11 protein-coding genes, 1 tRNA gene, 1 other RNA gene and 1 pseudogene are annotated in these 25,776 nt (G+C 70.9%); 5 read left to right on the top strand and 9 right to left on the bottom strand.

Going from position 1 to position 25,776, the window contains the following annotated elements; translation table 11 throughout:
* Nucleotides 1-53: 53 nt before the first annotated feature.
* The 6 genes and pseudogenes from AX769_RS18580 to AX769_RS18605 form a co-directional block, all read right to left on the bottom strand.
* Nucleotides 54-1,484, bottom strand: a complete 1,431-nt coding sequence (locus AX769_RS18580; protein ID WP_066282189.1) for a malate:quinone oxidoreductase — start codon at nucleotides 1,482-1,484, stop codon at nucleotides 54-56.
* A gap of 137 nt (nucleotides 1,485-1,621) precedes the next feature.
* Nucleotides 1,622-2,683, bottom strand: a complete 1,062-nt coding sequence (locus tag AX769_RS18585) for an aspartate-semialdehyde dehydrogenase (protein WP_066282191.1) — start codon at nucleotides 2,681-2,683, stop codon at nucleotides 1,622-1,624.
* Between the two features lie 19 nt (nucleotides 2,684-2,702).
* Nucleotides 2,703-3,968 (bottom strand): aspartate kinase, encoded by a 1,266-nt coding sequence (locus AX769_RS18590; protein WP_066282193.1) that lies wholly within the window; start codon nucleotides 3,966-3,968, stop codon nucleotides 2,703-2,705.
* Between the two features lie 771 nt (nucleotides 3,969-4,739).
* Entirely contained in the window at nucleotides 4,740-5,339 is a 600-nt protein-coding gene (gene recR / locus AX769_RS18595; protein WP_066282194.1) for a recombination mediator RecR, read from the bottom strand.
* A gap of 1 nt (nucleotide 5,340) precedes the next feature.
* Nucleotides 5,341-7,961, bottom strand: a pseudogene (locus AX769_RS25855) (DNA polymerase III subunit gamma and tau).
* A 139-nt stretch (nucleotides 7,962-8,100) separates the two neighbouring features.
* On the bottom strand, nucleotides 8,101-17,157 hold the full coding sequence (locus tag AX769_RS18605) for an S-layer family protein (RefSeq protein ID WP_157887727.1): 9,057 nt from the start codon (nucleotides 17,155-17,157) through the stop codon (nucleotides 8,101-8,103).
* A gap of 264 nt (nucleotides 17,158-17,421) precedes the next feature.
* On the opposite strand from AX769_RS18605, the gene ffs reads away from it, so the two are divergent.
* Both ffs and AX769_RS18615 read left to right on the top strand, forming a co-directional pair.
* Nucleotides 17,422-17,518, top strand: an RNA gene (ffs, locus tag AX769_RS18610) — signal recognition particle sRNA small type.
* A 375-nt stretch (nucleotides 17,519-17,893) separates the two neighbouring features.
* Nucleotides 17,894-18,571: an SDR family oxidoreductase gene (locus tag AX769_RS18615; RefSeq protein WP_066284005.1), complete on the top strand. Its 678-nt coding sequence runs from the start codon at nucleotides 17,894-17,896 to the stop codon at nucleotides 18,569-18,571.
* Nucleotides 18,572-18,711: 140 nt separating this feature from the next.
* On the opposite strand, the gene AX769_RS18620 is transcribed toward AX769_RS18615, so the two are convergent.
* Nucleotides 18,712-19,905: an acetate/propionate family kinase gene (locus AX769_RS18620; protein WP_066282196.1), complete on the bottom strand. Its 1,194-nt coding sequence runs from the start codon at nucleotides 19,903-19,905 to the stop codon at nucleotides 18,712-18,714.
* Nucleotides 19,902-22,028, bottom strand: coding sequence for a phosphate acetyltransferase (gene pta / locus AX769_RS18625; protein ID WP_066282197.1), 2,127 nt, complete (start codon nucleotides 22,026-22,028; stop codon nucleotides 19,902-19,904). The genes AX769_RS18620 and pta overlap by 4 nt, the downstream gene beginning before the upstream one ends.
* Before the next feature lie 142 nt (nucleotides 22,029-22,170).
* Between pta and AX769_RS18630 the strand changes: the two genes are divergently transcribed.
* From AX769_RS18630 to AX769_RS18640, 3 genes are all read left to right on the top strand, one after another.
* Nucleotides 22,171-22,255 (top strand) — tRNA-Ser (locus AX769_RS18630).
* A gap of 180 nt (nucleotides 22,256-22,435) precedes the next feature.
* Nucleotides 22,436-22,840: an RNA-binding S4 domain-containing protein gene (locus AX769_RS18635; protein ID WP_066282200.1), complete on the top strand. Its 405-nt coding sequence runs from the start codon at nucleotides 22,436-22,438 to the stop codon at nucleotides 22,838-22,840.
* Nucleotides 22,841-23,066: 226 nt separating this feature from the next.
* A complete protein-coding gene (locus AX769_RS18640; protein WP_157887728.1) occupies nucleotides 23,067-23,693 on the top strand; it encodes a hypothetical protein in 627 nt (208 codons plus the stop codon).
* A 4-nt stretch (nucleotides 23,694-23,697) separates the two neighbouring features.
* Here AX769_RS18640 and AX769_RS18645 read toward each other — a convergent pair whose 3' ends face one another.
* Entirely contained in the window at nucleotides 23,698-25,686 is a 1,989-nt protein-coding gene (locus AX769_RS18645) for a helicase HerA-like domain-containing protein (RefSeq protein WP_066282202.1), read from the bottom strand.
* Nucleotides 25,687-25,776 lie beyond the last annotated feature (90 nt).

A 25,776-nucleotide genomic window follows, 5' to 3' on the forward strand; every position in this document is an offset into this window, starting at 1 on the left:
ATCGGCGAGTTTAGCGCGCTCCTCACGATCGTGACGACGCCCGACAGGCGTCGTCAGACGTGAATGTGGAGCGCCTCCGCGGTGGATCCCATGGTCGCCGCCGCCTGCTTTTCATCGGCGGCGAGCTGCTGGCCGATCGTCGGGATCATGGCCTTGAGCTGAGGCGCCCACTCGTCTCTCTTGGCCGGGAAGCAGCGATCCAGGATCGTCAGCATGATCGGCACGGCTGTCGAAGCCCCGGGCGACGCCCCGAGCAGACCGGCGATCGAGCCGTCCTTCGCTGCGACGACCTCGGTGCCGAACTGGAGCACGCCGCCCTTCTCCTTGTCGGCCTTGATGACCTGCACGCGCTGACCCGCCGTGATCCGGTACCAGTCTCTCGGGTCGGCGTCGGGCATGAATTCTTTGAGCGCGTCGAACTTGGTGCGCTTCGACGCGGCCAGCTGGCCGATCAGGTATTTGAGCAGGTCGACGTTCGAGAGGGCGACGCGGATCATCGGGTACAGGTTGTGCAGCCGGATCGAGCGGAACAGGTCGAGGTACGAGCCGCTCTTCAAGAACTTCGGGCTGAACCCGGCGTAGGGCCCGAACATCAGGCTCGACGACCCGTCGACGACGCGGGTGTCGAGGTGCGGCACCGACATCGGCGGGGCGCCGACCGAGGCCTTGCCGTAGACCTTGGCCTGGTGCTTGGCCACGACGGCGGGGTTGTCGGTGCGGAGGAACTCACCGCTGACGGGGAAGCCGCCGAAGCCGCGGATCTCGGGGATGCCGGACTTCTGCAGCAGGTTCAGCGCGCCGCCACCGGCGCCGACGAAGACGAACCGCGCGTTCACGCGAACCGGCTCGGCCGTGGCGCCGACCGCGAGATCGATCCTCCACGTGCGGTCGCGGTTGCGGGAGAGGTTGGTCACCCGGTTGCCGAGCGCGAGGTCGACACCGTTCTCGGTGAGGTAGCGCAGCAGGCTGCGCGTGAGCGACCCGAAGTCCACGTCGGTGCCGGCGAGGATGTGCGTGGCCGCGATCGGCTGCGCCTTCGTGCGGCCGGGCACCAGCGAAGGGGCCCACTTCGCGATCTGCCCGGGGTCGTCGCTGAATTCCATCCCCTGGAAGAGCGGGTGGTCTTTCAGCGCCTCATAGCGCTTGCGCAGGTACTCGACGTTGTCGGCACCCCACACGAAACTCATGTGCGGCGTCGAGTTGATGAACTGGTCGGGCTGAGGCAGCGCGCCCTTGTCGACGAGGTACGACCAGAACTGGCGAGACACCTGAAACTGCTCGTTGACCTTGACGGCGCTCGTGATGTCGATCGAGCCGTCGCCCTTCTCTGGCGTGTAGTTGAGCTCGCAGAGAGCGGAGTGACCGGTGCCCGCGTTGTTCCACGGGTTGCTGCTCTCTTGCGCGACGTCGTTCAACGCCTCGTAGACGCGGATCGTCCAGTCGGGCTGAAGCTGCTTGAGCAGCGCCCCGAGAGTCGCGGACATGATTCCGCCGCCGATGAGGGCGACGTCGATTGGCTCCGTTGCAGCAGTCACCCCGCAATCCTATTGCGGGCTACCGCAGGGCCGCCCAGCGCGGGTGAAGGTCTCTCGACGTCGAGACGACTCGAGAGCCCGTGGCGCTACGCGGTGGCGGCGCTCAGGCGACGGGCGGCGACGAGCTCGGCGATCTGCACCGCGTTGAGGGCCGCGCCCTTCCGGAGGTTGTCGTTGGAGATGAAGAGCGCGATGCCCCGGTTGCCGGGGACACCTTCATCCTGCCGGATGCGACCGACGAAGCTGGGGTCTTTGCCCGCGGCTTCCAAGGGTGTCGGCACGTCGGTCAGCACGACGCCCGGGGCATCGGCCAGCAGCTCTTTCGCGCGGGCCGCCGTCAGCTCGGTCGCGAACTCGGCGTTGATCGACAGCGAGTGGCCGGTGAAGACGGGCACGCGCACGCAGGTGCCGCTGACCAGGAGGCCCGGCAGCTCGAGGATCTTCCGGCTCTCGCCCCGCAACTTCTTCTCTTCGTCGGTCTCGCCCCGGCCATCGTCCACGAGGTTGCCGGCGAAGGGGATCACGTCGAACGCGATCGGCTTGACGTATTTGACGGGTGCCGGGAAGGTGACGCTCGAACCGTCGCTGACGAGACCGATCAGATCCTGCGACACGGCCGCCAGAGCCTGGTCGCGCAGCTCTTCGGCGCCCGCGAGGCCGGAACCCGAGACGGCCTGGTAGGTGCTGACGATGAGCCGCTCGAGGGTGGCCTCGGTGTCGAGCACCTTGAGCACCGGCATCGCGGCCATCGTCGTGCAGTTCGGGTTGGCGATGATGCCCTTGACGGCCTCGTCGATCGCGTGGGGGTTGACCTCGCTGACGACGAGCGGCACCTCCGGGTCCATGCGCCAGGCGCTGGAGTTGTCGATGACGATGGCGCCCGCCGCGGCGAACTTCGGCGCGAGCGCCTTCGAACCGGTGGCGCCCGCCGAGAAGAGGGCGATGTCGAGGCCGGCAGGATCAGCAGTGGCCGAGTCTTCGACGACGATCTGCTCGCCCTTGAACGGCAGGGTGGTGCCGGCCGAGCGGGCGGTGGCGAAGAAGCGGATCTCGGAGATCGGGAAGTCGCGCTCTTCGAGGAGACGGCGCATCACGGCGCCGACCTGGCCGGTGGCGCCGACGACGCCGACGCGGAATCCTGTGCTCATCTGGGCTCCTTGGAAGGGATTAGCGGCCGGTGCCGGCGTGGACGACTGCGACCTCGTCGGCGTCGAGACCGAAGGCCGTGTGGACGACGCGGAGGGCGTCGTTCAGGGTGTCGGCTCGGGTGACGACGGAGATGCGGATCTCGCTGGTCGAGATCATCTCGATGTTGATGCCCGCCTCGAACAGCGCGGTGAAGAACTTGGCGCTGACGCCGGGGTTCGTGCGCATGCCGGCGCCGACCAGGGCGAGCTTGCCGATCTGGTCGTCGTAGAGGAGGCTCGAGAACTGGATCTCGTCGCGCTCGGACTCGAGGGCCTGCATGACGGTCGCGCCGTCGGACTTGGGCAGGGTGAACGAGATGTCGGTGAGGCTGGTGGCGGCGGCCGACACGTTCTGCACGATCATGTCGATGTTCGCACCGGTCTTGGCGACCGTACGGAAGATCTGCGCAGCCTTGCCGGGCTTGTCGGGCACGCCGACGACGGTGATCTTGCCCTCGCTGAGGTCTCCGGCGACGCCGGCGATGATCGGCTCTTCCACGTTCTCTCCCTCTTTCGGGTTGACGACCAGGGTGCCCTCGTTATTGTTGAACGACGAGCGCACGTGCAGCGTGACGCCGTGGCGCCTCGCGTATTCGACGGCCCGGATGTAGAGCACCTTCGACCCGGCCGCGGCCAGCTCGAGCATCTCTTCGCTGGTGACCCGGTCGAGCTTCTTCGCCCTGGGGACAACGCGCGGGTCGGCCGTGAAGATTCCGTCGACGTCGGTGTAGATCTCGCAGACGTCGGCGTCGAGGGCCGCCGCCAGGGCGACGGCGGTGGTGTCGGAGCCGCCGCGGCCGAGCGTCGTGATGTCGCCGGTGCTCCGATTGAAGCCCTGGAAGCCCGCGACGATCGCGATCGCGCCCTGGTCGAGAGCAGACCGGATGCGACCCGGCGTGACGTCGACGATGCGCGCCTTGCCATGCTGCGCATCGGTGATCATGCCGGCCTGGCTGCCGGTGTACGAGCGGGCCTCGACGCCGAGGCTCCGGATGGACATCGCGAGCAGGGCCATGCTGATGCGCTCCCCCGCCGTGAGCAGCATGTCGAGCTCGCGCCCGCCGGGGATCGGAGTGACCTGGGCCGCGAGGTCCAGGAGCTCGTCGGTGGTGTCGCCCATGGCGCTCACCGCGACGACCACCTCGTTGCCCGCCTTGCGCGTCTCGACGATGCGCTTCGCGACACGCTTGATGCTCTCGGCATCGGCGACCGACGAGCCGCCGAATTTCTGCACGATCAAGCTCACTGCTGGGCTCCTGGGGTGGTGTCGCTGGGCTGGTGTCGGTCGCTGGGGTGGTGTCGCTGGGCTGGTGTCGGTCGCTGGCGCGCTCGGCACGGGGCGCCGTGGTGCGCCGCCGTGCAATTGTATTGGACGTTTCCGGGGTGTTACGGCGGTGACTGGTGGGTCGGCGCGGGTCGACGGCGGGTCTCTCGCCGGCGTGCGGGAGACGACGGCGGGGGTGTGCGGTGGTCGGCGTCTGTGCGGGTCGCACGGAAGTCTGCGCGCTCCGCGAGGAGAAACACCGTGCGGCCGCCGAGAGGAGAGGAGATTCGGGCCCGAACCGCCGTGACGGAGGACGCGACTCGTCGATTTCGTCGCGACGGCCGGATGCCGAGCTACCGGCGCTCGCGAGATCGCGTCTCGGTCGGTTCCTGCTGAGCGAGCCGGGCGGAACCGCGATCTCGCGGGCACTGCGTGCTTCGAGAGGGAGTCTCGCCTTCCTCGGGGAGGAAGCCTCCACGGCCGTACAGGCCGAGGCCCGTTCGGGAGGAAGCCTCCATGGCACGTCAGGAGGAACGCGTCGCACGGGAGGAAGCCCCGCGGCCCCGGGAGGGATCGCGAGCGAATCGCCCCCGGTCGGGAGGGGATCCTGATGCCTGGCGCCCGCCCCGGAGGAACGGCCTCGGCGTTTCCCTCCCGAGCGCGGGGACCCCGCCGCAGAGGCTTCACTCGGGGAGGAACCTGCTGCCCCGCAATCGCCCGGCAGCAACCGCGGCGGTGGCGGTCGCCGCCGAGCTACTCGCTGACGAGCCGGCGGCCCTCGAAGGCGCGGCCGAGGGTGACCTCGTCGGCGTACTCGAGGTCGCCGCCGACCGGGAGACCGGACGCGAGTCGCGTGACTCGCAGCCCGAACGGCGCGAGCATGCGCGAGAGATACGTGGCGGTGGCCTCGCCCTCGAGGTTGGGGTCGGTGGCGATGATCACCTCCTGCACGGTGTCGTCTGCGAGGCGCTGAACGAGCTGCCGAATGCGGAGGTCGTCGGGCCCGATGCCGTCGATCGGGCTGATCGCCCCGCCGAGCACGTGGTAAAGCCCGCGGAATTCGCGGGTGCGCTCGATCGCCTGGACGTCTTTCGCCTCTTCCACCACGCAGATCGTGGCCGGCGAGCGGCGCGGGTCGCGGCAGATCGAGCAGGTCTGCTCTTCGGTGACGTTGCCGCAGATCTCGCAGAAGCGCACCTTCGTCTTGACGTCGATCAGCAGCTCGGCGAGACGGCTGGTGTCGAAGTTCTCCGACTGGAGGATGTGGAACGCGATGCGCTGCGCCGACTTCGGGCCGATGCCGGGCAGGCGGCCGAACTCATCGATCAGGTCTTGGACGATGCCTTCGTACATGTCAGGCGCTCTCTGTCGGGCCGGCCTGCGGCGTGACCCGAGGCACAATCGTCTCTTCGTGGATGAACTGGGCGTTCAAGATCTCGCGCACGACGGCCTCGCCGTAGCGCGAGCTCTGCGCGACACCGCGGGCGGCCTGCCGGGGCGCGGCGGGCTGTGATGCGGCCTGCTGCTCGGCCGGGCGGGCGCCGGGCTCGCCCGGTGCGGTGGCGGTCGGCGCTGCGGGCGGCTCGTCGCCCCCGGGCACGGCGGTGCTCCACCCGGCTGAATCGGTGGTGCCGACCGTCGACACTCCAGCAGAAGTCGACGGCGCGGCAGGATGCGACGGCCCCGCTTGCGATGAGCCGGCAGGAGCCGAGGCGGCGGCCCCGACCGGCGGCTCGACGTCGACCGATGGCACGCCACCCTCGGGCTCTTCGGTGATGTATTCGGGCTCGTCGGGCTCGGGCGGTGCCGACTGCGGGATGGGAGCGACGTCCCAGCCCGTGGCGGTCGCCGGCAAGGTGGCTGCCGGCGCGGTGGCTGCCGGTGCGGGCCGCGTCGCGGCTGCGGCCGTGGGCGCCGAGATGGGAGGAGCCTGGGCGGCGGGTTTCCGGCCGTCGGGTTCCCGGCCGGCGGGTGCGGATTCACGCGCAGGGGCCTCGCCGGCGGGAGATGTAGTCGACGGCGCCGCCACGGCCGGCGGAGCCCCTTCCGACACGGACGGCGCAGCCGCAGCGGCCGGGGTCGGCGCGGCAGCCACGGGGCCGCCCTCGTCGGGGCGCTCGACGCGCGCGATGTACTTGACGCGGACACCGAGCAGCTGCAGGATGGCGCGGCGCAGGTGCTCGCTGACACCCTCGCCGGCGCCGAGGGGACGCTTGAAGAGCTCGACGTCGTTGACGCTGGGGAAGCTGAGGGTGAGCACGTCGTCGGCGAAGGCCCGCACGGTGGAGGTCATGACGACCATCCACGCCGAGAGCTTGTCGCGCTCCACGATCTCGAGGATCTCGGGCCACGAGTCACGCAACTGCTCGAGCGTCACCGGGCCCGCTGCGGCGGCGGCCCCAGGGGCCACGGACGCCGGAGCCTCGACCGGGTGCTCGACGGGCGGTGTCTCGGCCCAGGCCGTGGAGTGTGCGGCGCCGGGAGGCGCCGCGTCGGGCGACGACGACGGTGCGGCAGCGGCAGGTGCAGCGGGGCCTGCGGACGGCGATGCAGGCGCGGTGGCCGAGGCCCGGGCAGCATCAGCAGGCGCAGCAGCACCAGCGGGCGCAGCAGCGCCAGCAGGCGCAGCAGCACCACCAGCATCGGCAGGCGCAGCGGCGGCCCACGCATGAGCGGCCGCGGCGGGCGACGACGTCTCGCGCGCCGGGTCGGAGGCCGCGGCCTGCGCGGAGCGCGCCGGAGCCCCCTGCGCGGCCGGGCGACCCATCGACGGCGGGCCCTGGCCGGCGGGAGCCGCGGCTGCAGCACCAGCGTCGACACCCACGCGCCGCTCGAGCCGCTCGACGCGCGCGAGCGCGCCGCGGCCGGTCTCGTCGGCCTCGGGTACGAGCACGCGCGCGATCATCAGCTCGAGGTGGAGGCGCGGCGAGGTGGCGCCGGTCATGTCCGTCAGGGCGCGGTTGACGACGTCGGCCGAGCGCGAGAGCTCGGCTGGGCCGAACGCGTGCGACTGGCGGGCGAGATGCTCGAGCTCTTCGGGCGTCACGCCGCGCAGCACGGCGGCGGCACCCTCGGTGGTGGCGCCGACGACGATGAGGTCGCGGAGTCGCTCGAGGAGGTCTTCGACGAAGCGACGCGGGTCTTGGCCGGTCTGGATGACGCGGTCCACCGCGGCGAAGGCCCCGGCGCCGTCACGCTCGCCGAGGGCGTCGACCACGGCGTCGAGGAGCGACGCGTGGGTGTAGCCCAGCAGGGCGACCGCGCGCTCGTAGAGGATGTCGCCGCCCTCTGATCCTGCGATCAACTGGTCGAGAAGCGACAGGGTGTCGCGCACCGAGCCGCCGCCGGCCCGGACGACGAGCGGCAGAACGCCGGGGCGGCCGTCACCTTCTCGGTCTCGCAGAGCTGTTGCACGTAGTCGAGCATCTGAGCGGGCGGAACGAGGCGGAAGGGGTAGTGGTGTGTGCGCGAACGGATGGTGCCGATGACCTTGTCGGGCTCGGTGGTCGCGAAGATGAACTTGACGTGCTCGGGCGGCTCTTCGACGATCTTGAGCAGCGCGTTGAAGCCCTGCGGCGTGACCATGTGGGCCTCGTCCAGGATGAAGATCTTGTAGCGGTCGCGGGCCGGGGCGAAGATGGCGCGGTCGCGGAGGTCGCGGGCGTCGTCGACGCCGTTGTGGCTGGCGGCGTCGATCTCGATGACGTCGAGCGAGCCGGAGCCGTCGCGCGACAGCTCGACACAGCTGTCGCAGACGCCACAAGGGGTGTCGGTCGGGCCCTGGGCGCAGTTGAGGCAGCGCGCCAGGATGCGGGCCGAGGTGGTCTTGCCGCAGCCGCGGGGGCCGCTGAACAGATAGGCGTGGTTGACCCGGTTGGTGCGCAGTGCGGTGCGCAGCGGATCGGTCACCTGAGACTGGCCGATGAGTTCGGCGAACGTCTCGGGCCGGTAACGGCGATACAGAGCGGTGACCACAGAGCAAGAGTAGTCGGCCCCACCGACACTGCCGGCTGCCCCGGACGAGACGACGGGCCGGCGGTGAGAACACCGCCGACCTGACGAAGAGAGCGGAGCGGCCCCCTCACCCGAATGGAGAGGGCCGCCCCTGATGGCGCTAGCGTTTCCTCGCCCTGATCCTGCTCAGCCCGCGGGATGCACCCAACATCCCGAGACCCAGCGCGAGGAGGCCTGCGCCCACGACCGCCCATGGGAAGACGGTCGAGCCTGTGTAGGCCAGCGCTTCACCCAGGGCCGTGGCCGAGGAGGAGACGCTGCCTGAGCCGTTGCCGGAGTGGCCGGCCGGTGCGATCGAACCACCCGAGCCGCCGACTGAGCCGCCCGTGCCGGTGCCCGGGCCTGTGCCGCCACCGCCAGGGTTGCCGCCACCGCCAGGGTTGCCGCCGCCGCCGGGGTTGCCGCCACCGCCGGGGTTGCCGCCACCCGGCGTCCCGCCACCCGGGTTGCTGATGGCGCGCAGCACACTGAACGTGGTCGCTTCGGGGGCGCTGGTGAAGCCGTCCACGCTCTGCGTCGCCACGGCCGTGTGGCTGCCGGGCTCGAGACCGGTGAACGTGTGCGACCAGGTGCCGTCGTCACCCGCCGTCACAGTGATCGGCGTGCCGCCGTCGAACGTGATGGTGATCGTGGCGTCGGGCTCCGACGTGCCTCGGACGGGCACCGTGGCCGTCCCGTCGGCACCGGCCTGGAAGGCCGACCCGGGGGCCGGGCTCGAGATGGTGAGCGGTGCCATGGCTGCGATCGTGAACGACTGCGACGGAGCGTTGGTGGGCGTGCCGAGCACGGTCTGCGTGGCCACGAAGGAGTGGGTTCCGTCGGACACGGCGGGGAAGGGGATGCTCCACGCCCCGGTCGTGCCGTCGGCAGTCGTCGTGAGCGTCGTCGCGCCGGAGTCGAGCGAGACCGAGACGTCGGCGCCCGGTGCGGCCGTGCCCGAGATCGTGACGTTCTCGGACCCCTGCACGCCGGTGTCCATGATCAGGGCGTTCGGCGCCGGGGAGAGCACCGTGATGCCGCCCGAGGACGGAGCCGCGGAGACTGCGAAGGGCACGGTCACCGGCGCCGACGTGGCGGCTCCGAGCTTCTCCGAGACCGCGATCGAGTGGCTGCCCGTCGAGACGTCGGTCAGGGGGACGCTCCACGCGCCCGTTCCGTCGGCCGTCGTGGTCTTCGCCGTACCGCCGTCGAGCGAGACCGAGACGGTCGCGCCCGGCTCGGCGGTACCGGTGACCGTGAGGACCGTGCCGCCGATCATCGAGCCCTGCACGCTCTGGCCCGGGGTGGGCGAGGTGACTGTGATCGGATCGATGGCGGCACCGGTGACCTGCACCGAGGCGGATCCTGTGGTCGTCCCGTCGGTCGTCTGGGTCACCAGGATGGTGCGGGTGCCGTCGGGCACGCCGGTCACGGTCACGCTCCAGGCACCGTCGTCGCCGACCGGAACGGTGCGCGTGATGCCGGCGCCGAGGTCGACCGTGATGGTCGAGCCGGGGTCGCCCGTGCCCGAGACCGGCACGTCGAAGAAGCCGTCACCGTTCGGGTCGAGGATGATCTGGCCGGCCGAGGGGCTCTGAATCGTCGGGGCGACGACCGGAGTCGTGGTGGCGGCCACCGTGAAGCCGGTGGTGACCGGGCTCTGCGTGACCCCGAGCACGGTCTGCACGGCCTTCGCCGTGTGCGACCCGACTCCGACCTGGGTGAACGTCGTGGTCCAGGACCCCTGGGCGCTCACCGGCACGGACACGGTGCCCTTCCCGTCGAGCGAGACGCTGATCGAGGCTCCGGGTTCGCCGGTGCCCGACACGACCACCGCGGTGGTCGAGCCCGGGGTGACCTCGATCTGCTGGCCGCTCTGCGGTGTCGTGATCACGGCGAGGGCCGCGACCTTGACGGTGACGGAGCTGGTGACGGGCGTCGTCGGTCCGTCGGCGAGGGTCTCACTGGCCGCGATGGCGTGCGTGCCGACCGCGACGCCGGTGAAGTCCACCGACCAGGTGCCGTCGTTCGCCGCGTCGACCGTCTTCGCCGCTCCGCCGTCGAGCGTCACCGAGACGGCGGCGCCCGGGTCGGCGGTGCCGGTGACCGGCAGGGTGACCGTCGAGCCCGCGGTGGGCACTGTCACGCTCGAGCCGTCGGCGGGCGAGGTGACTGCCACGCCCTGGCCGGCTGTGACGACGAGATCCTGCGTCACCGCGGGAAGCGTCACGTCGTCGGTGCTTTCGACGACGCTGATCGTGTGGTCGCCCACCGGGAGGGCGTGGACGGTCGTCGACCAGGTGCCGTCGTCGCCGACGGTCGCCGTGCCGGTGAGGCCGTCGATGTCGACCGCGATGTGGGCGCCGGCCTGGCCGGTGCCCGCGACGGGCACGTCCGCTGCGGCGGTGGCGTTCGAGACGATCACGGGGGCACCTGCGACAGGAGTCGTGATGGTCGCCGCTGCGACCGTCTCGGCCGAGACGCCGACCTGGTCGGAGCCGGTCGTGACACCGCCGGTGGTCTGGCGCACCACGATCCGGATCACGCCGACCGGCACGTGGTGGAAGGTGACGCTCCAGGTGCCGTCGTCACCGACCGTCGTGGTGAGCGTCTGGCCGTCGTTCAACGTGACCGTGACGGTCGAGCCGGGCTGGCCGGTTCCCGAGACCGGCACGTCGACGAAGCCGTCGCCGTCGGCGTCGGGGATCGCCGCGCCGGGGTCGGGGCTCGTGATCTCGACCGGCGCTGCGGGGGCCGCAGTCTGGTCGACCGAGAAGTCGCGGGTCACCGGATCCTGATCGGTTCCGTTGACGGTCTGGGTCGCCGCGATCTCGTGCGGGCCCACTGCGACGGCGCTGAACGTGACGTCCCAGGTGCCAGTGCCCGAGACCGTGGTGGTCTGAGGCGTGCCGGTGCCGTCGAGGGTGACCGAGATGGCGGCGCCGGCGAGACCGGTGCCCGAGACGGGCACGTCGGTCGTCGATGTGACGGTGGGCACCTGGATGGACTGCCCGGCGACGGGCGACGTGATGACGGCGGCCGGGGCGACGTCGACCGTGAAGTCGGCGAGCGCCGGGGTCGTGGGGCCGGCCGAGGTCTCTTCGGTGACCGACACCTCGTGGGGGCCACGGGCGACGTCGGCGAAGCTGGTGTTCCACGCGCCGGTGGACGGGTCGGCCGTGACGAGCTTCGCGGTGCCGCCGTCGAGGCTCACCGAGACCGTGGCGCCCGGTTCGGCGGTGCCCGAGACGGGCACCGTGACGGTGTCGGTCGTGGTGGCGATCGGGAAGGACTGGTCGTTGGCCGGGGCCGCGACGACGACGGGAGCGGCCGTGGCGACCGTGAGCCTCTCGGTCACGGGCGCCGACACGGTGCCTGCGATCGTCTGCGTGACCGAGGCCGTGTAGCTGCCGACCGGGACGCCGCGGACCGTGGTGGCCCAGGTGCCGCCGTCGGTGGCCGTCGTCGTCGCGGTGAGGCCGGTGCCGAGCGAGACGGCGATCGGCGCGTCCGCCTGCGCCTTGCCGCTGAGCGTGACGTCGGTGGTGCCGGCCGCGGTCGGGACCGTGAAGGCGGTGCCGTCGGCGGGGCTCGTGATGGTGAGGTCCGCTGCCGCCGCGATCGTGAAGTCGACCGTGGTCGGCAGAGGCGACACCGTGCCGTTGATGGTCTGCGTGACCGAGACGGTCTGCGGGCCGACGGGCACGTCGGGGATCGTCACCAGGTAGGCGCCGGTCGTCGGGTCGGCCGTGCCGGACGCTGCGAGGCCGCCGTCGGTGGTGACGGTGACGGAGGCGCCGGGGGCCGCGACGCCCGTGACGTCGATCGGCGTCGTCGAGGTCGCCGTCGGCACAACGACCGTGCTGCCGCCCGTCGGCGCCGTGATGGTCACGGCCGGGCTGCCGACGACCGAGAAGTCGCGGTCGACCTCGGGAGTCGTGGTGGTGCCGACGGTCTGGGTGGCGTGCAGCATGTACGAGCCGGGCGGCGTGTTCGCCAGGGTCGTCGTCCAGCCGCCGCTGTTGCGCACCATGATCGGAGCGACGGGTGTGCCGTTGACCGTGAGGTCGATCGTCGCGCCGGGCTGGCCGGTGCCGGCCACGATCACGTCGGTCTTCGACGAGGTGTCGGCGAGGGTGATCGTCTGGCCCTCGGTGGGCGTCGCGATGACGAGCGGTGCGCCGGCCATGACCGACACCGTCGAGGTGACGGGCGTCGAGGTCGTGCCGTTGATCGTCTGCGAGACGCTCACGGTGTAGGGGTCGTCCGCGACCGGCACGGCGGCGAAGGGCACCGAGAAGGAGCCGTCGCCGGCGACCGTCGCCGAACCGGTGAGAGTGCCGAGCTTCACGGTGACGGTGGCGCCCGCCTGCGCGGTGCCCGACACGGTGATCGGGGTGGTCGAGTCGGCCGTTGCGACGGTGACTGTGCTGCCGTCGACCGGGGCCGTGACGACCACAGGATCACCGGCGACCACCTGGAACGAGCGCGTGATCGGTGCCGAGGTGGTTTCGTTCACGGTCTGCGAGACGGCTGCGGTGTACGAGCCGACGGGCAGGGCGTCGAAGTCGGCCGTCCAGGTGCCGCCCGTGACGGGAACGGTCTGCGTGCCGGTTCCGCCGAGGCTGACCGTGACGCTCGTGGCATCCGGGGCCGTGCCGGTCACCGTGACCGTGGTACCGCCGACCGACGAGGCCAGCGGGATCTTCTGGCCCGCGGTCGGCGCCGTGATTGTCGCCGGGGCCGCGGTCAGGATGTGCACGGTGACGGTCGGCGCGACAGCCGTCGACCCGCTGTCGAGGGTCTCGGTGGCGCCGAACGAGTGGTCCCCCACGCCGAGGCCGAGGAAGGTGGTCGACCAGTGGCCCGTCAGGTCGACGGCGGTGGTCTGCGTGACGGCGTTCGCGCCGGTGCCCGTCGTGACGGCGACCGAGGCCCCGGGGTCACCGGTGCCCGACACGGCCACGTCCTGCGTGCCGGAGGCGTCGGCGACGGTCAGGTTCGCGCCGTCGATCGGCGTCGCGACGGCGAAGTCCGCGCCCTGGACGATCGAGAACGTCGTGGAGACGCCGGTCGAGGTCGTGCCGTTCACCGTCTGCGTGACGGTGGCTGTATAGCCGGTGTGCACGCCGGACGCGGGGGTCGTGACGCTCCAGGCGCCGGAGGCGTCGGCGGTGGCCGGGATCGGCGCGCCGCCGGGAGTGACGACGACCGAGAGCGATGCACCCGGCTGAGCGGTGCCGCTGATGGTAACCGGCAGAGTCGAGCCGGCGGTGGCCACGGTGAACGAGTTGTCGGGGGCGACCGGGGCCGTGATCGTGACCGGAGCGCCCGCGGCGATCCTGAAGGTGGTCGGCGCGGCCGTGATCGTGTCGGTGCCGACGAGCTGCGACGCGTTGACCGTGTAGTTCGCGACCGGCAGGGCGGTGAAGGTCGCCGTCCAGGTTCCGAGCGGGCTCGTGGGGACGGTCTGCACGTTCGCCCCACCGAGGTCGACCGTCACGGGCACGAGCGGGGTGCCGACGCCGGTGACGATCGTCGTGTGCGTGCCGTTCGCGTCGGCGACCACGGATGTGGTGCCCGACACGGGGGTCTGGATGACGACTCCGGTGCTCGAGAGCACCGAGAACGGCTGCGTCACCGGGGCCGAGGTGCCGCCGTTGATGCTCTGCGACGCGCTCAGCGTGTAGTTGCCGTCGGGGACGTTCGCGATGGTGGTCGACCAGGATCCGGTGGGACCTGCGGTGGTGGTCGCCGTCAGACCGGTGCCGAGGCTGGCCGTCACGGTCGCGCCGGGCTGCGCGGTGCCCGAGACCGGCACAGTGGCGAGGTCCCCGCCGAAGACGGTGATCGAGCCGTTCGCAGTCGGGCTCTGGATCACGACGGGAGCACCGGCGGCGACGGTGAGGGGCTGTGTGACGGCGGGCGACGTGGTGCCGCCGACGGTCTCGCTGGTGCTCACGGTGTAGGCGCCGATGGGCACGCCCGCGAGCGGCACCGACCAGGAGCCGTCAGCGGCCGCGGTCGTCGTGCCGGTGATGCCGCCCCCGAGATCCACCTTCACGGTGGCGGCCGGCTGAGCCGTGCCCGTCACGGCGACGTTCGCGGTCGAGGTGCCGTCGGCCACGGGGATCGTGGCGCCCGGGGCCGGCGCCGTGACGGCCACCGGGGCGCCGGCCACGATCGAATAGGTGCTGGTCACGGGCGTCGACGTGGTCGCGCCGATGGTCTGCGCCGCGCTGATCGTGTAGCCGCCGACCGGCACGTTCGTGAAGGGCGCGGACCAGGATCCCGTGCCGGTCGCCGTCACGGTCCGGGTGCCCTGCGATCCCAGCGTCACTGCCACGGAGGCGCCCGGCTGTGCCGTGCCGGTGACGGTCACCGGGATCGTCGAGGTCGGGTCGGCGACGGTCGTGACCGAGCCCTGTGCAGGGCTGGCGATCGTGACCGCTGCGCCGGCGACGACCGAGAACGAGCGGGTGACCGGGGTCGAGGTGACCCCGGCGATGGTCTGCGTGACGCTCGCGGTGTAGTTGCCCACCCCCACGTTGCTGAAGGGGGCGCTCCAGGTGCCGGTGAGGTCGGCCGTGACGGTCGCCGAGACGCCGCTGGCGAGCTGCACCTGCACGGTCGCCCCGGCCTGCGCGGTGCCCGAGACGGTCACCGGAGTGGTCGAGAGCGGGCCGGCCACGGTGAACGTGCCACCGGCGACCGGGGCCTGGATGACGACGGGCGATGCTGCGACGACGGTGATCGGGCGCGTGATGGCGGCGGATGCGACTCCGCCGACGGTCTGCGTCACGCTGACCGTGTACGAGCCGGTGCCGACGTGCGCGACCGGGATGCTGTAGCTGCCGTCAGCGGCGGCGGCGGCCGAGCCGGTGATGCCGCCACCGAGGTCGGCGGTGACGGTGGCGCCGGGCTGCGCCGTGCCGGTCATCGTGACCGTGGTGGTCGACGTGGCCCCCGGGACGACGTACTGCGTGCTCGCCGTCGGGGCCGTGACCGTGAGGCCGGCGCCGGAGACGACGGTGAAGGGGCTGGTGACCGCGGCGCTCGTGACGCCGCCGGAGGTCTGCGTGGCCGAGATCGTGTAGCTGCCGACGCCGACGCCTGCGACCGGGGTGCTCCAGACCCCTGAGCCGTCCGCCGTCGTGCTCGCGGTGAGACCCGAGCCGAGGTCGAGAGCGATGGTCGCGCCCGGCGTCGAGGTGCCCGACACGGTGATCGAGCGGGTGGCCGTCGGCGAGACGACCAGGGACTGCTGCGACGCGGTCGGGGCGGTGATGGTCAGGGGCTGCTGGGCGACGACGCTGAACGTCTGCGAGACGGGCGTGCCGGCGACTCCGCCGAACGTCTGGGTCGCCGTCGCGGTGACGGAGCCCACCCCCACTCCGGCGATCGACGTGCTCCAGGTGCCGTCGGTGGCGACGGTGGCCGAACCGGTGCGGCCGGCGCCGAGGTCGACCGCGATCGTCGCGCCCGGCTCGCCGGTGCCCGAGACGGGGATCGAACGGGTGGCCGTGCTGGTCGCGACCGTGAGCTGCTGGTTCGCCGTCGGCGAGGTGATCGCCACCGGCGCGATGGTCGTCACGTTGACGGTCGACGTCGCGAGGTTCACCGTGGCCGCGTTGAGCACGGGCAGGACGGTGAGCTGGAGCGCGTGGACGGACCTCGCCCCGGTGTCGTTGCCGCGGCTGTCTCGGAAGCCGGACGTCGAATCCTGCGCGTTGACGGTGATCGAGACGACCTGGTTGATGATGCCGATCAGCGGCGCCACGACGACGTTCGCCGCGTTGAGCACCGTCAGGAGGGCCGGCGCCAGGCCGTTGAGGGTCGGCGAGAGCAGGGTCCCCAGCGACCCGGTGATCGACGAGACCACGGGCGTGAGCGCCGGCAGGACGGCGTTGACGGGGATGTTGACGAGGTTGTCGATGGCCGAGACGTTCGCCGTGAGCGTCGGGGCGACCGAGGTGCCGCCCGAGACGAGGTTGCTGAGCGGCACCGTCGAAGTGAGGTTCACCGTGGCCACGTTGGTGGTGATGCCCAGCAGCACGAGGCTGGCGCTGGCGTTGACGCTCACCTTGAGAGTGGCCCCGCCGAGGGCCCCGACGATGGCCGTGTTGAGGGCTGCCGGGATCTGCGTGGTGAGGATGTCTCTGATCGCGCCCGTGACGGTGTCCTGCAAAGCCTGCGTCGACAGCAGCTTCGTGTTCGCCGGCTGGTTGTTGAGGGCCTGGAGGGTGGCGAGGTCGATCGAGATCGTGCCGGCTTGCGGGTTGATCGTGACCGGGCCAGACGTGTAGTTCTGCGTGAGCACCGGGGCGGTCACGGCCGAGAGGTTGAGACCGTTGAGGCTGGCCGTGACGGTCGTGCCGTTGAGGTTGGCGAGCGGGATCAGCGTGCGGATCGCCGAGGTCAGGTTGCTGGTCGTCGCCGTCGTGAGCGAGTCGAGGAAGCCCTGGCTCGACACGAGGTTGTTGAGCGCCGAGCCGGTCGTGTTCACCGTCGTCTGCAGCGACGAGTTGAGCCCTGCGACAGCCGGGCTCGTCACGGCGACGTTCGCGCCCGCGATCTGGTAGTTCGTCGTCGGAGGGGTCGCCGTCGCACCGCGTGTCGACTGGATGCTCGACGCGAGGGCGCCGATGTTCAACTGGGCGGCGCTGGCGAGCGACGAGTTCGCGCCGACCTGCGTGAAGAGGGGCTCGAGGTTGAGGGTCGAACCGTGCCCCGAGCCGACGGCGATGGCGCCATCCGGGGTGAGGACCCCCGACGACGCCGTCGAGCCGGTGGTCGAGGTGCTCGCGTACTGGTCGCCGACGCCCAGGGTGAGGAGACCGTTCGTGCCGAGCAGACGGATCCCGTTGCCGAGGTCCACGTTGACCGCGTTGAGGGCGGAGACGTCGAGCGGGTGCGACACCGCACCGAGGCTCGACGACGACGTGCTCGACGAATACGCGCTCTGCAGCTCGGCGAGGTTGTCGACGTTGACCAGACCGCTGCCGGAGAGCAGGAGCCCCTCGCCCTCGCTGACGTCGCCGGTGGCGGCCTGCGCGGGCACGACGGTCATCGCGGCGATGACGGCGGCGACCACGGTGGCCGCGGCGAGCTGCAGAATCGTCCTCCGACCGGAGAACATGCCGGTGCGGGTACGGGTACGAGTCCCCTGGTGGTGCATGAGGTGCCTCTTCCTGACAGGCAGGGCCTGTCACTGATCCGGAATCCCTCCGTGGGTGAATCGGAAGGGGCTTCGCTCCCTGGTGAGAGGAGCGACGAGAGCCATGGTGAGCGGTTCTCGATGTTTGTGGGGCCCATCATATGCAGACTCCGAGGTGCCAAGTCGACCGGATTGAGCGGTTTGTACCCCCAAACGAGTGACGGTCCTCCACCCGGCAGAAAGGACCCGAGAACGGCACCCGGTTTCGTATCCTGTAGACTCTCGGACGGCTCCTCACGTGGCGCCATCCAGGCCAACTCCCCCAGGGCAGAAATGCAGCAAGGGTAACCGGGCTCTGGCGGGTGCGTGAGGAGTCTTTCTTTTCGCTTCGCTCAAAGAAAGCACCGCCCGCCATCGCGTGCCTCTGCACCTCGCCTCCGGCTCGGCAAGTGGCGGGTGCGTGAGGAGTCTCTCCTTTCGCTTCGCACACAGAAAGCACCGCCCGCCATCGCGTGCCTCTGCACCTCGCCTCCGGCTCGGCAAGTGGCGGGTGCGTGAGAAGTCTTTTCGCTTCGCTCAAAGAGCACCGCCCGCCATCGCGTGCCTCTGCACCTCGCCTCCGGCTCGGCAAGTGGCGGGTGCGTGAGGAGTCTTTTCGCTTCGCTCAAAGAGCACCGCCCGCCATCGCGTGCCCATGCACCTCGCCTCCGGCTCGGCAAGTGGCGGGTGCCCAGCGGAACGGGGTTTGATGGGCGGCATGAGAATCGTCATCGCCGGTGGGCACGGCCAGATCGCCCTGCTCCTCGAACGACAGCTGTCCGACAAGGGCCACGACCCGATCGGCATCATCCGCAACCCCGACCAGGCCGCCGACCTCGAAGAGGCGGGCGCCCGTGCACTCGTGCTCGACCTCGAGAGCACTGACGTCGACACGCTAGCCGGACACCTGGACGGCGCCGACGCCGTCGTCTTCGCCGCGGGCGGGGGCGGCTCGAGCGGCGCCGAGCGCAAGCTGACGATCGATCGCGACGGCGCGATCCTGCTCGCCGACGCCGCGGAGCAAGCCGGCGTGACCCGCTACGTGATGGTGTCGGCGATCCACACCGACGACTTCGACGAGTCCCGCGCCCAGCTCGGCACCGACGCCACCGACGCCTTCCAGGTATACCTGCGCGCCAAGTCCGAGGCCGACGCCGACCTCCGCGCCCGCTCCGACCTCGACTGGACGATCGTCCGCCCCGGCACCCTCACCGACGAGGCCCCCACCGGTCTCATCTCGGTCGGCAAGCGCCTCGAGACCGGGTCGATCCCCCGCGCCGACGTCGCGACGATCATCGCCACCGCTCTCGAGGAGGGCACCGCCGTGCACACCCAGTTCGAGACGATCTCTGGCGAGGCCACGATCAGCGACGCTCTCGTCGCCATCCGCTACTAGCACCCGCCTCTCCTCCCCGGCCCCGCCGGCCCCGTGGGCTCCGGCCTCAGCCCCGGCCCGGCCCGGCCCAGGCCCAGGCCCCGGCCCCGGCCCCGGCCCCGGCCCAGGCTCCGGCCCCGGCCCAGGCTCCGGCCCCGGAGCTAAACGAGGGCAGCGGCCTGGCGCGCGATCTCGAGCTCTTCGTCGGTGGGCACCACGAGCACGGCGACGGGCGCTCCCTCGGCCGAGATGTAGCGCGCCTCGCGCGAGTCGAGCTCGTTGCGGTCGTCGTCGATGCGGATGCCCAAGAACTCGAGCCCCATCAGCGTCCGGCGTCGCAGCAGCGCGTTGTTCTCGCCGACGCCCGCGGTGAACACGACTGCGTCGAGGCCGCCGAGCTGAGCGGCGTACGCCCCGACGTAGTGCCTGATGCGGTGACGGTAGACCGCGAGCGCCGCCTCGGCCGTCTCGTCGCCGCGGGCGGCGGCATCCTGCACGTCGCGCATGTCGCCGTTGCCCGTGAGGCCCAGGAGGCCGCTCTGCTTGTTGAGCATTCCCTCGAGCTCGTCGAAGTCGAGCCCGGCCTCGCGGTGCAGGTGGAACACGACGGCAGGATCGACGTCGCCCGACCGCGTTCCCATGACGAGGCCCTCGAGGGGTGTGAGGCCCATCGACGTCTCGATGCTCCGGCCCGCCAGGATCGCACACGCCGACGCGCCGTTGCCGATGTGCAGCACGATCATCTTGAGCTCGGCGAGCGGCTTGCCGAGGAAGTCGGCGGCGGCGGCGGAGACGTACTTGTGCGACGTGCCGTGGAAGCCGTAGCGGCGCACCTGGTGCTCCTTCGCCAGCTTGTCGTCGATGGCGTACGTGTAGGCCGCAGGCGTCAGCGTCTGGTGGAAGGCCGTGTCGAACACGGCCACCTCGGGCACGCCCGGGAAGGCCTTGGAGGCCGCGCGGATGCCCTCGAGGTTCGCAGGATTGTGCAGCGGTGCCAGCGCCGAGAGCTTTTCGATGGCATGCTCGACCGCGGTCGTGACGATCGTGGCCTTGTCGAACTGCGAGCCGCCGTGCACGACCCGGTGCCCGACCGCGACGAGCGGATGCTCGTCGAACGAGGGGCCGTGATCCTGGAACGCGTTGAGCATGACCTCGAAGCCGGCGGAGTGGTCGGGGATGGGCGTCGAGTCGTTCGACGTCTCGTCGCCCGTGAGCGCGTTCTTGTGCTTCGTCGACCCGGTCTCTTCGCCGATGCGCTCGACGAGGCCCGACGCGAGCGTCTTCTCGCCCTCCAGTTCGATCAGCTGGTACTTGAACGACGACGAACCGGAGTTGACGACGAGGACTGCGCTCACAGGAATGCTCCTTCGGTGCCCGGCTGGGCGGTGCCCGCCTGGATGGCGGTGATGGCGACGGTGTTGATGATGTCCGAGACGAGGGCGCCTCGCGACAGGTCGTTGATGGGCTTGCGAAGGCCCTGCAGGATCGGTCCGATCGCGACGGCCCCGGCGCTCCGCTGCACCGCCTTGTAGGTGTTGTTGCCCGTGTTGAGGTCGGGGAAGATGAAGACCGTCGCGCGCCCCGCGACGTCGGAGTCGGGCATCTTCGCCGCCGCCACCGTGGGATCGGCCGCGGCGTCGTACTGGATGGGCCCCTCGACGAGCAGCTCGGGGCGGCGTTCGCGCACGAGGGCCGTGGCCGCGCGTACCTTCTCGACGTCGGCGCCCGAACCGGAGTCGCCCGTCGAATAGCTCAGCATCGCGATGCGCGGCTCGATGCCGAACTGCACCGCGGTCTCGGCCGACGAGATCGCGATGTCGGCGAGCTGCTCGGACGTGGGGTCGGGGATGACTGCGCAGTCGCCGTAGACCAGGACGCGATCGGCGAGCGCCATGAGGAAGACGCTCGACACGACGTTGACCTCGGGCCGCGTCTTGATCACCTCGAACGCCGGGCGGATGGTGTGGGCGGTGGTGTGCTTCGCACCCGAGACCATGCCGTCGGCGAGGCCCATCTTGACCATCATCGTGCCGAAGTAGGACACGTCCGTGACGGTGTCCATCGCCATCTCGACGGTCGTGCCCTTGTGGGCGCGCAAGGCGGCGTACTCGGTGGCGAACTTCAGCTGCAGCTCGGGGTCGGTGGGGTCGAGCACAGACGCGTCGCCGAGATCGAGACCCAGCTCGGCGCCGCGCGCGCGGACGGAGGGCTCGTTGCCGAGCAGAGTCAACGAGGCGACGCCGCGCTGGAGGAGGGACGACGCGGCCCGCAGGATCCTGTCGTCGTCGCCCTCGGGAAGCACGATGTGCTTCTTGACCGAGCGGGCCCGGTCGAGCAGCTGGTACTCGAACATGAGCGGGGTGACGACCTTCGAGGGTGAGATCTCGAGCAGGCGCAGCAGGGCGTCACCGTCGACGTTGGTCTCGAACAGCGAAAGGGCCAGGTCGTACTTGCGCGGCGACTCGGCCGCGAGCCGCCCGCTCGTCTGGGTGATGCGCGTGGCGGTGTCGTACGTGCCGAGTTCGTTCCAGAGGATCGGCAGCGAGCTGTCGAGGCCACCGAGAAGGCGGACCACCTGCGGGGCGAGGTCGAACCCACCGTTGAGAATGATGCCGGCGATCGACGGGAACGTGTCGGACGAGTGCGCGAGCACCGTGGCCACCAGCACGTCGGACCGGTCGCCCGGCACGACGACGACGGCGCCCTCGGTCAGCCGGGGCAGCACGTTCTCCATCGACATGGCTGCCACGACCACTCCGATCGCCTCGCGCTCGAGCAGGGCGTCGTCGCCGCGCACCAGGCGGGCCTGCGTCGCCTCCATCACCGCTCGGAGCGTCGGCGAGACCAACACCCGGTCTTCGGGCAGAGCCCACACCGGCACCCGGCCCTCGGGCGACGCCTCGAGGGCCTCGCCGATCCCCTCGACGACCTCGGCCAGCCGATCGGGTTCGGCGCGGTTGACGATCACGGCCAGGAGGCTCGCGTGCTCGCTGCGGAGCTCTGCCGTGGTCAGCTCGGCCACCTGGCGCACGTCGACACCCGAGCGAGCCCGCGAACCGTCGGCGGCGCGCCCGCCGAGCACCAGCAGCACCGGGGCGCCCAGGTTGGCGGCGATCCGCGCGTTGAACGACAGCTCGGTCGGGCTGCCGACATCCGTGTAATCCGAGCCGACGATCACGACGGCGTCGCACTGACGCTCGACGGCCGCGAACCGGCCGATGATCGTGGCGAGGGCGGCATCAGGATCAGCGTGCACGTCGTCGTACGTCACTCCGATGCAGTCTTCGTAGGGGAGGTCGACGCTGTCATGCGCGAGCAGCAACTCCAGCACGTAGTCGGGCTCACTCGTCGACCGGGCGACGGGGCGGAAGACGCCCACACGACCGAGCTCGTGGCTGAGCGTGTCGAGCACCCCCAGGGCGACGGTGGACTTGCCGGTGTGGCCTTCAGCGGACGTGATGTAGATGCGGGTCGACACGCTGACAACTGTATGACCGACACCTCGACGCCGCCTGGACTTGTCCTGACATGGAGAGGGCAAAACCCGTGCCGGTTCGTGGTCGCCCCGCCCGTCCGCTAGAGTTCTCTAGGTCGAACGGCGGCTCACCCCGCCGATCACTGGAGAATTCGCCTAGTGGCCTATGGCGCACGCTTGGAAAGCGTGTTGGGTGCAAGCCCTCGGGGGTTCGAATCCCCCATTCTCCGCGACGCATCGCCCCTGTTCGGTTTCTTCGAAACCTCGCAGGGGCGTCGCTGGTTTGGCTGGGTCGCTCCGCTCCCGCCGGCGTCGGCCGCTGCGCGGCCTCGCCGAAGCTCCTCCGCCGTGTTCTGGCGGCACTAGTGCAGCGAAGGGGCAGACCGGGCGGCGGACGTAGGGTGGAGAGCATGAGCGGCGAAGCGGCGGCGAGCGCACGGGTGGACGCGTGGATGTGGGCCGTCCGCGTGTACAAGACGCGCTCGGCCGCGACGGCGGCGTGCCGCGCGGGCCACGTGCGGGTCAACGGCGAGCGGGTGAAAGCCGCGCACACGGTGCGGCCCGGAGACGAGATCCGCACCAGGATCGAGGGCTGGGAGCGCATCGTGACCGTCCGCACGATCCTGACGAAGCGGGTCGGCGCCCCCGTCGCCGCCACCGCACTCACCGACATGAGCCCACCGCCTCCCGAACGCAAAGAGCTGCTCTACATCCCGCTGCGCGACCGCGGCGCCGGACGCCCCACGAAACGCGACCGCCGCGAGATCGACCGCCTACGCGACGAGAGGTTCGGCGGCGAGACGTTCGAGCGCTAGTCCGCCGGTCACCCGCGGGTGAAAAAACATACCCACTGGTCTGCTACCACCCGAACTGGGCAGTCCGCCCTGTCGGCGGCCGGGCTTACAGTAGGCACTGCACGGGAGGCCCTCCAGGGGTGGAGGGGTCTTGCGTGAACCACCGCAGATGCTCGACATGCGAGGGCACCCGAGCCTGCGTGTGACTGCTGGGCACTGCGTGCGCCACTTCATGGGGGAGAACGAGATGACAATGCAGCGAGGGCTCGACCGCACCGAGTTCACCACGACCGTCGTGCCGATCCAGTCGCTGGGTCGCACAGCCCTCTTGTCGGCAGCGTTCAGCCTGGTCCCCGTCTTCGCCGCCTGCCTCTGGCTCACGGCGCGAACGGGCACCTGGCCGGTTGTGGCGTGCGTCGAAGTCATCGTGACCGCCGTCTTCTTCGCAGTCTTCATCCGCTTCAAACTCGTCTACTCGGCTGTCACGCCGAGCACGCTCGTCAAGCGCCGCATGGTGCTCACCGCCACCAGCGTCGACCGCACTGCCGTCGACCACGTGCTGATCAGCCGGGTCTACCGCGGCTCGTCGACCGAGTCGCTGACGCAGATGCTCGTCCTCGACGCCGAAGGCCGGCGCCTGTTCGGCATGAGCGGCCTGTTCTGGTCGGAGGCCGACATCCGCGCCATCGCCGAGGCCCTCGACGTGCAACTCGTCGTCGACGAGCAGCCGCTGTCGCGGGGCGAGTACTACGAGATGTACCCGACGGCTCGCGGCTGGTACGAGACCCGGGTCTTCCGGCTGATCGCCGTCGGTGTCGGCGCGATCGCTCTGGCGGGCGTGCTGGCCGCCATCGAGGGCATCGTCCGGGCGTGATCTGTCAGCGCCGCCGCAGCGTGCCGAAGATCCCCTTCACCACCTCGCGCACGATCGTGTTGCTCGCCGACGACCCGAGCAGGTCGCTCAGCGGATTGTTCGAGCCCGAGCCGCGACGCGACGTGGACGCCCGCGCGGCCGGGGCCTTCGTGGCCCGCTGAGCCTTCTCGGCCCGCTCGAACCCCCGCTGCTGACGGTCGTACTCCGCCTGGATCTTCGCGCGCTCACGGGCTGCATCGGCTTCGGCCTTGGCCGCCGACTTCTCCGCCGAGGCCTGGGCTTTGGCCTGCGCTGCGGCAGCCTTCTCCGCCTCCGTCTGGGCCTTCGCGACAGCCTCCGCGTCGGTGCGAGCCTGCTCGGCCGACGCCGCCGCATCCAGCTTCGCCGTCAGGATCTCGCGGGCCGACTCGCGATCGATCGGCTCCCAGTATGTGTCGCGCAGCGGTGATCCTGCGACCGTGGCGTCCATGGCGGCCTGCGGGGTGGGCGACATCGAGCCCTGAGGCGCCCGCAGTCTGGTCCAGGCGACCGGCGACGGCGCGCCCTTCTCGTTCATCACGGTGACGATCGCCTCGCCCGTGGCGAGCGACTGCAGCACGGCGGCGAGGTCGTAGCCGCTCGACGGGTAGGTCGAGACGGTTGCTTTCAGAGCCTTGGCGTCGTCGGGCGTGAAGGCGCGCAGCTGGTGCTGCACCCGCGAGCCGAGCTGCGCGAGCACTTCGGAGGGCACGTCTTTCGGCGTCTGCGTGACGAAGACGATGCCGACCCCCTTCGAGCGGATGAGGCGCACGGTCTGGGTGATGGAGGCCAGGAAGTCCTTCGACGCGTCGCGGAAGAGCAGGTGGGCCTCGTCGAAGAAGAAGACCAGCTTCGGCTTGTCGAGGTCGCCGACCTCGGGCAGGTCGTTGTAGAGGTCGGCGAGCATCCACATCAGGAAGGTCGAGAAGAGGGCCGGCTGCGTCGCGACGCCGGGCAGCTCGAGGAGGCTGACGATGCCGCGACCGTCGGGTGCCGTGCGGAGGAACTCCGCGGTGTCCATCTCGGGCTCGCCGAAGAACTCGTCGGCGCCCTGGTCGGCGAAGGTGATCAGCTCGCGCAGGATCACGCCGACGGTCTGGCTGCTCAGCCCCCCGAGATCCTGCAGCTCGCCTTTGCCGTCGTCGCTCGTGAGATAGCTCAGCACGGTGCGGAGGTCGCTGAGGTCGAGGAGCGCGAGCCCCGCCTTCTCGGCGTAGTGGAAGACGAGACCGAGGCTCGACTCCTGCGTCGCGTTGAGGCCCAGCACCTTCGAGAGCAGGATCGGGCCGAAGCCCGACACGGTGGCCCGCACGGGGATCCCTGTGCCCTTGCCCCCGAGCGCGAAGTACTCGGTGGGGGCGGCCTGGGGGGACCAGTGCTGCCCGATGCCCTCCGTGCGCTCGAGCAGCTTGGGGTTCGACTCCCCCGGCGTCGCGATCCCCGAGAGGTCGCCCTTCACGTCGGCCGCGAACACCGGCACACCGGCTGCGGACAGCTGCTCGGCGAGTACCTGCAGAGTCTTCGTCTTGCCTGTGCCGGTCGCGCCGGCGACGAGGCCGTGCCGGTTCATCATCGCGAGGGGGATGCGGATCGGCACGTCGGCCTGAGCCTCGCCGTTGACCAGGGCGCCCATCTCGAGGGCGGGGCCGGCGAAGGCGTAGCCGGTGCGGATCGTGGCGACGTCGGCGTCGCCGAGGGGGCGCGTCGGTGCGGTCGGCTGCGGGGCGGGCGCCGCGGCCTGATCGGCCGGCGCTGGCCCGGCCGGCGCTGCCGCTGTCACTACCGCTGACCCGGTCGCCGCTGCCGCTGTGACCGCCGCTACAGCCTGCTCAGCGGCCTGTTGCGCGGCCGCCGTCGCCTCGGCGGCGATCTGCTGGGCGCGAGCGAGGGCGTCCTCGGCATCCTGCTTGGCCTTCTCAGCGGCAGCCACAGCAGCGGCAGCCGCGGCCTGGGCGTCTTGCAGAGCATCACTCATGTCGCCACTCTAGGAGCCTCGGCCCTCCCTGGGACAGCCCCGCCGATCGACCTGGCATAATCGTCAGTCGCCCGGGGCTAGGCTCTGGGG

Origin of the sequence: Frondihabitans sp. PAMC 28766 (genome assembly GCF_001577365.1) — a bacterium.
In the GTDB taxonomy this organism is placed as follows: domain Bacteria; phylum Actinomycetota; class Actinomycetes; order Actinomycetales; family Microbacteriaceae; genus Frondihabitans.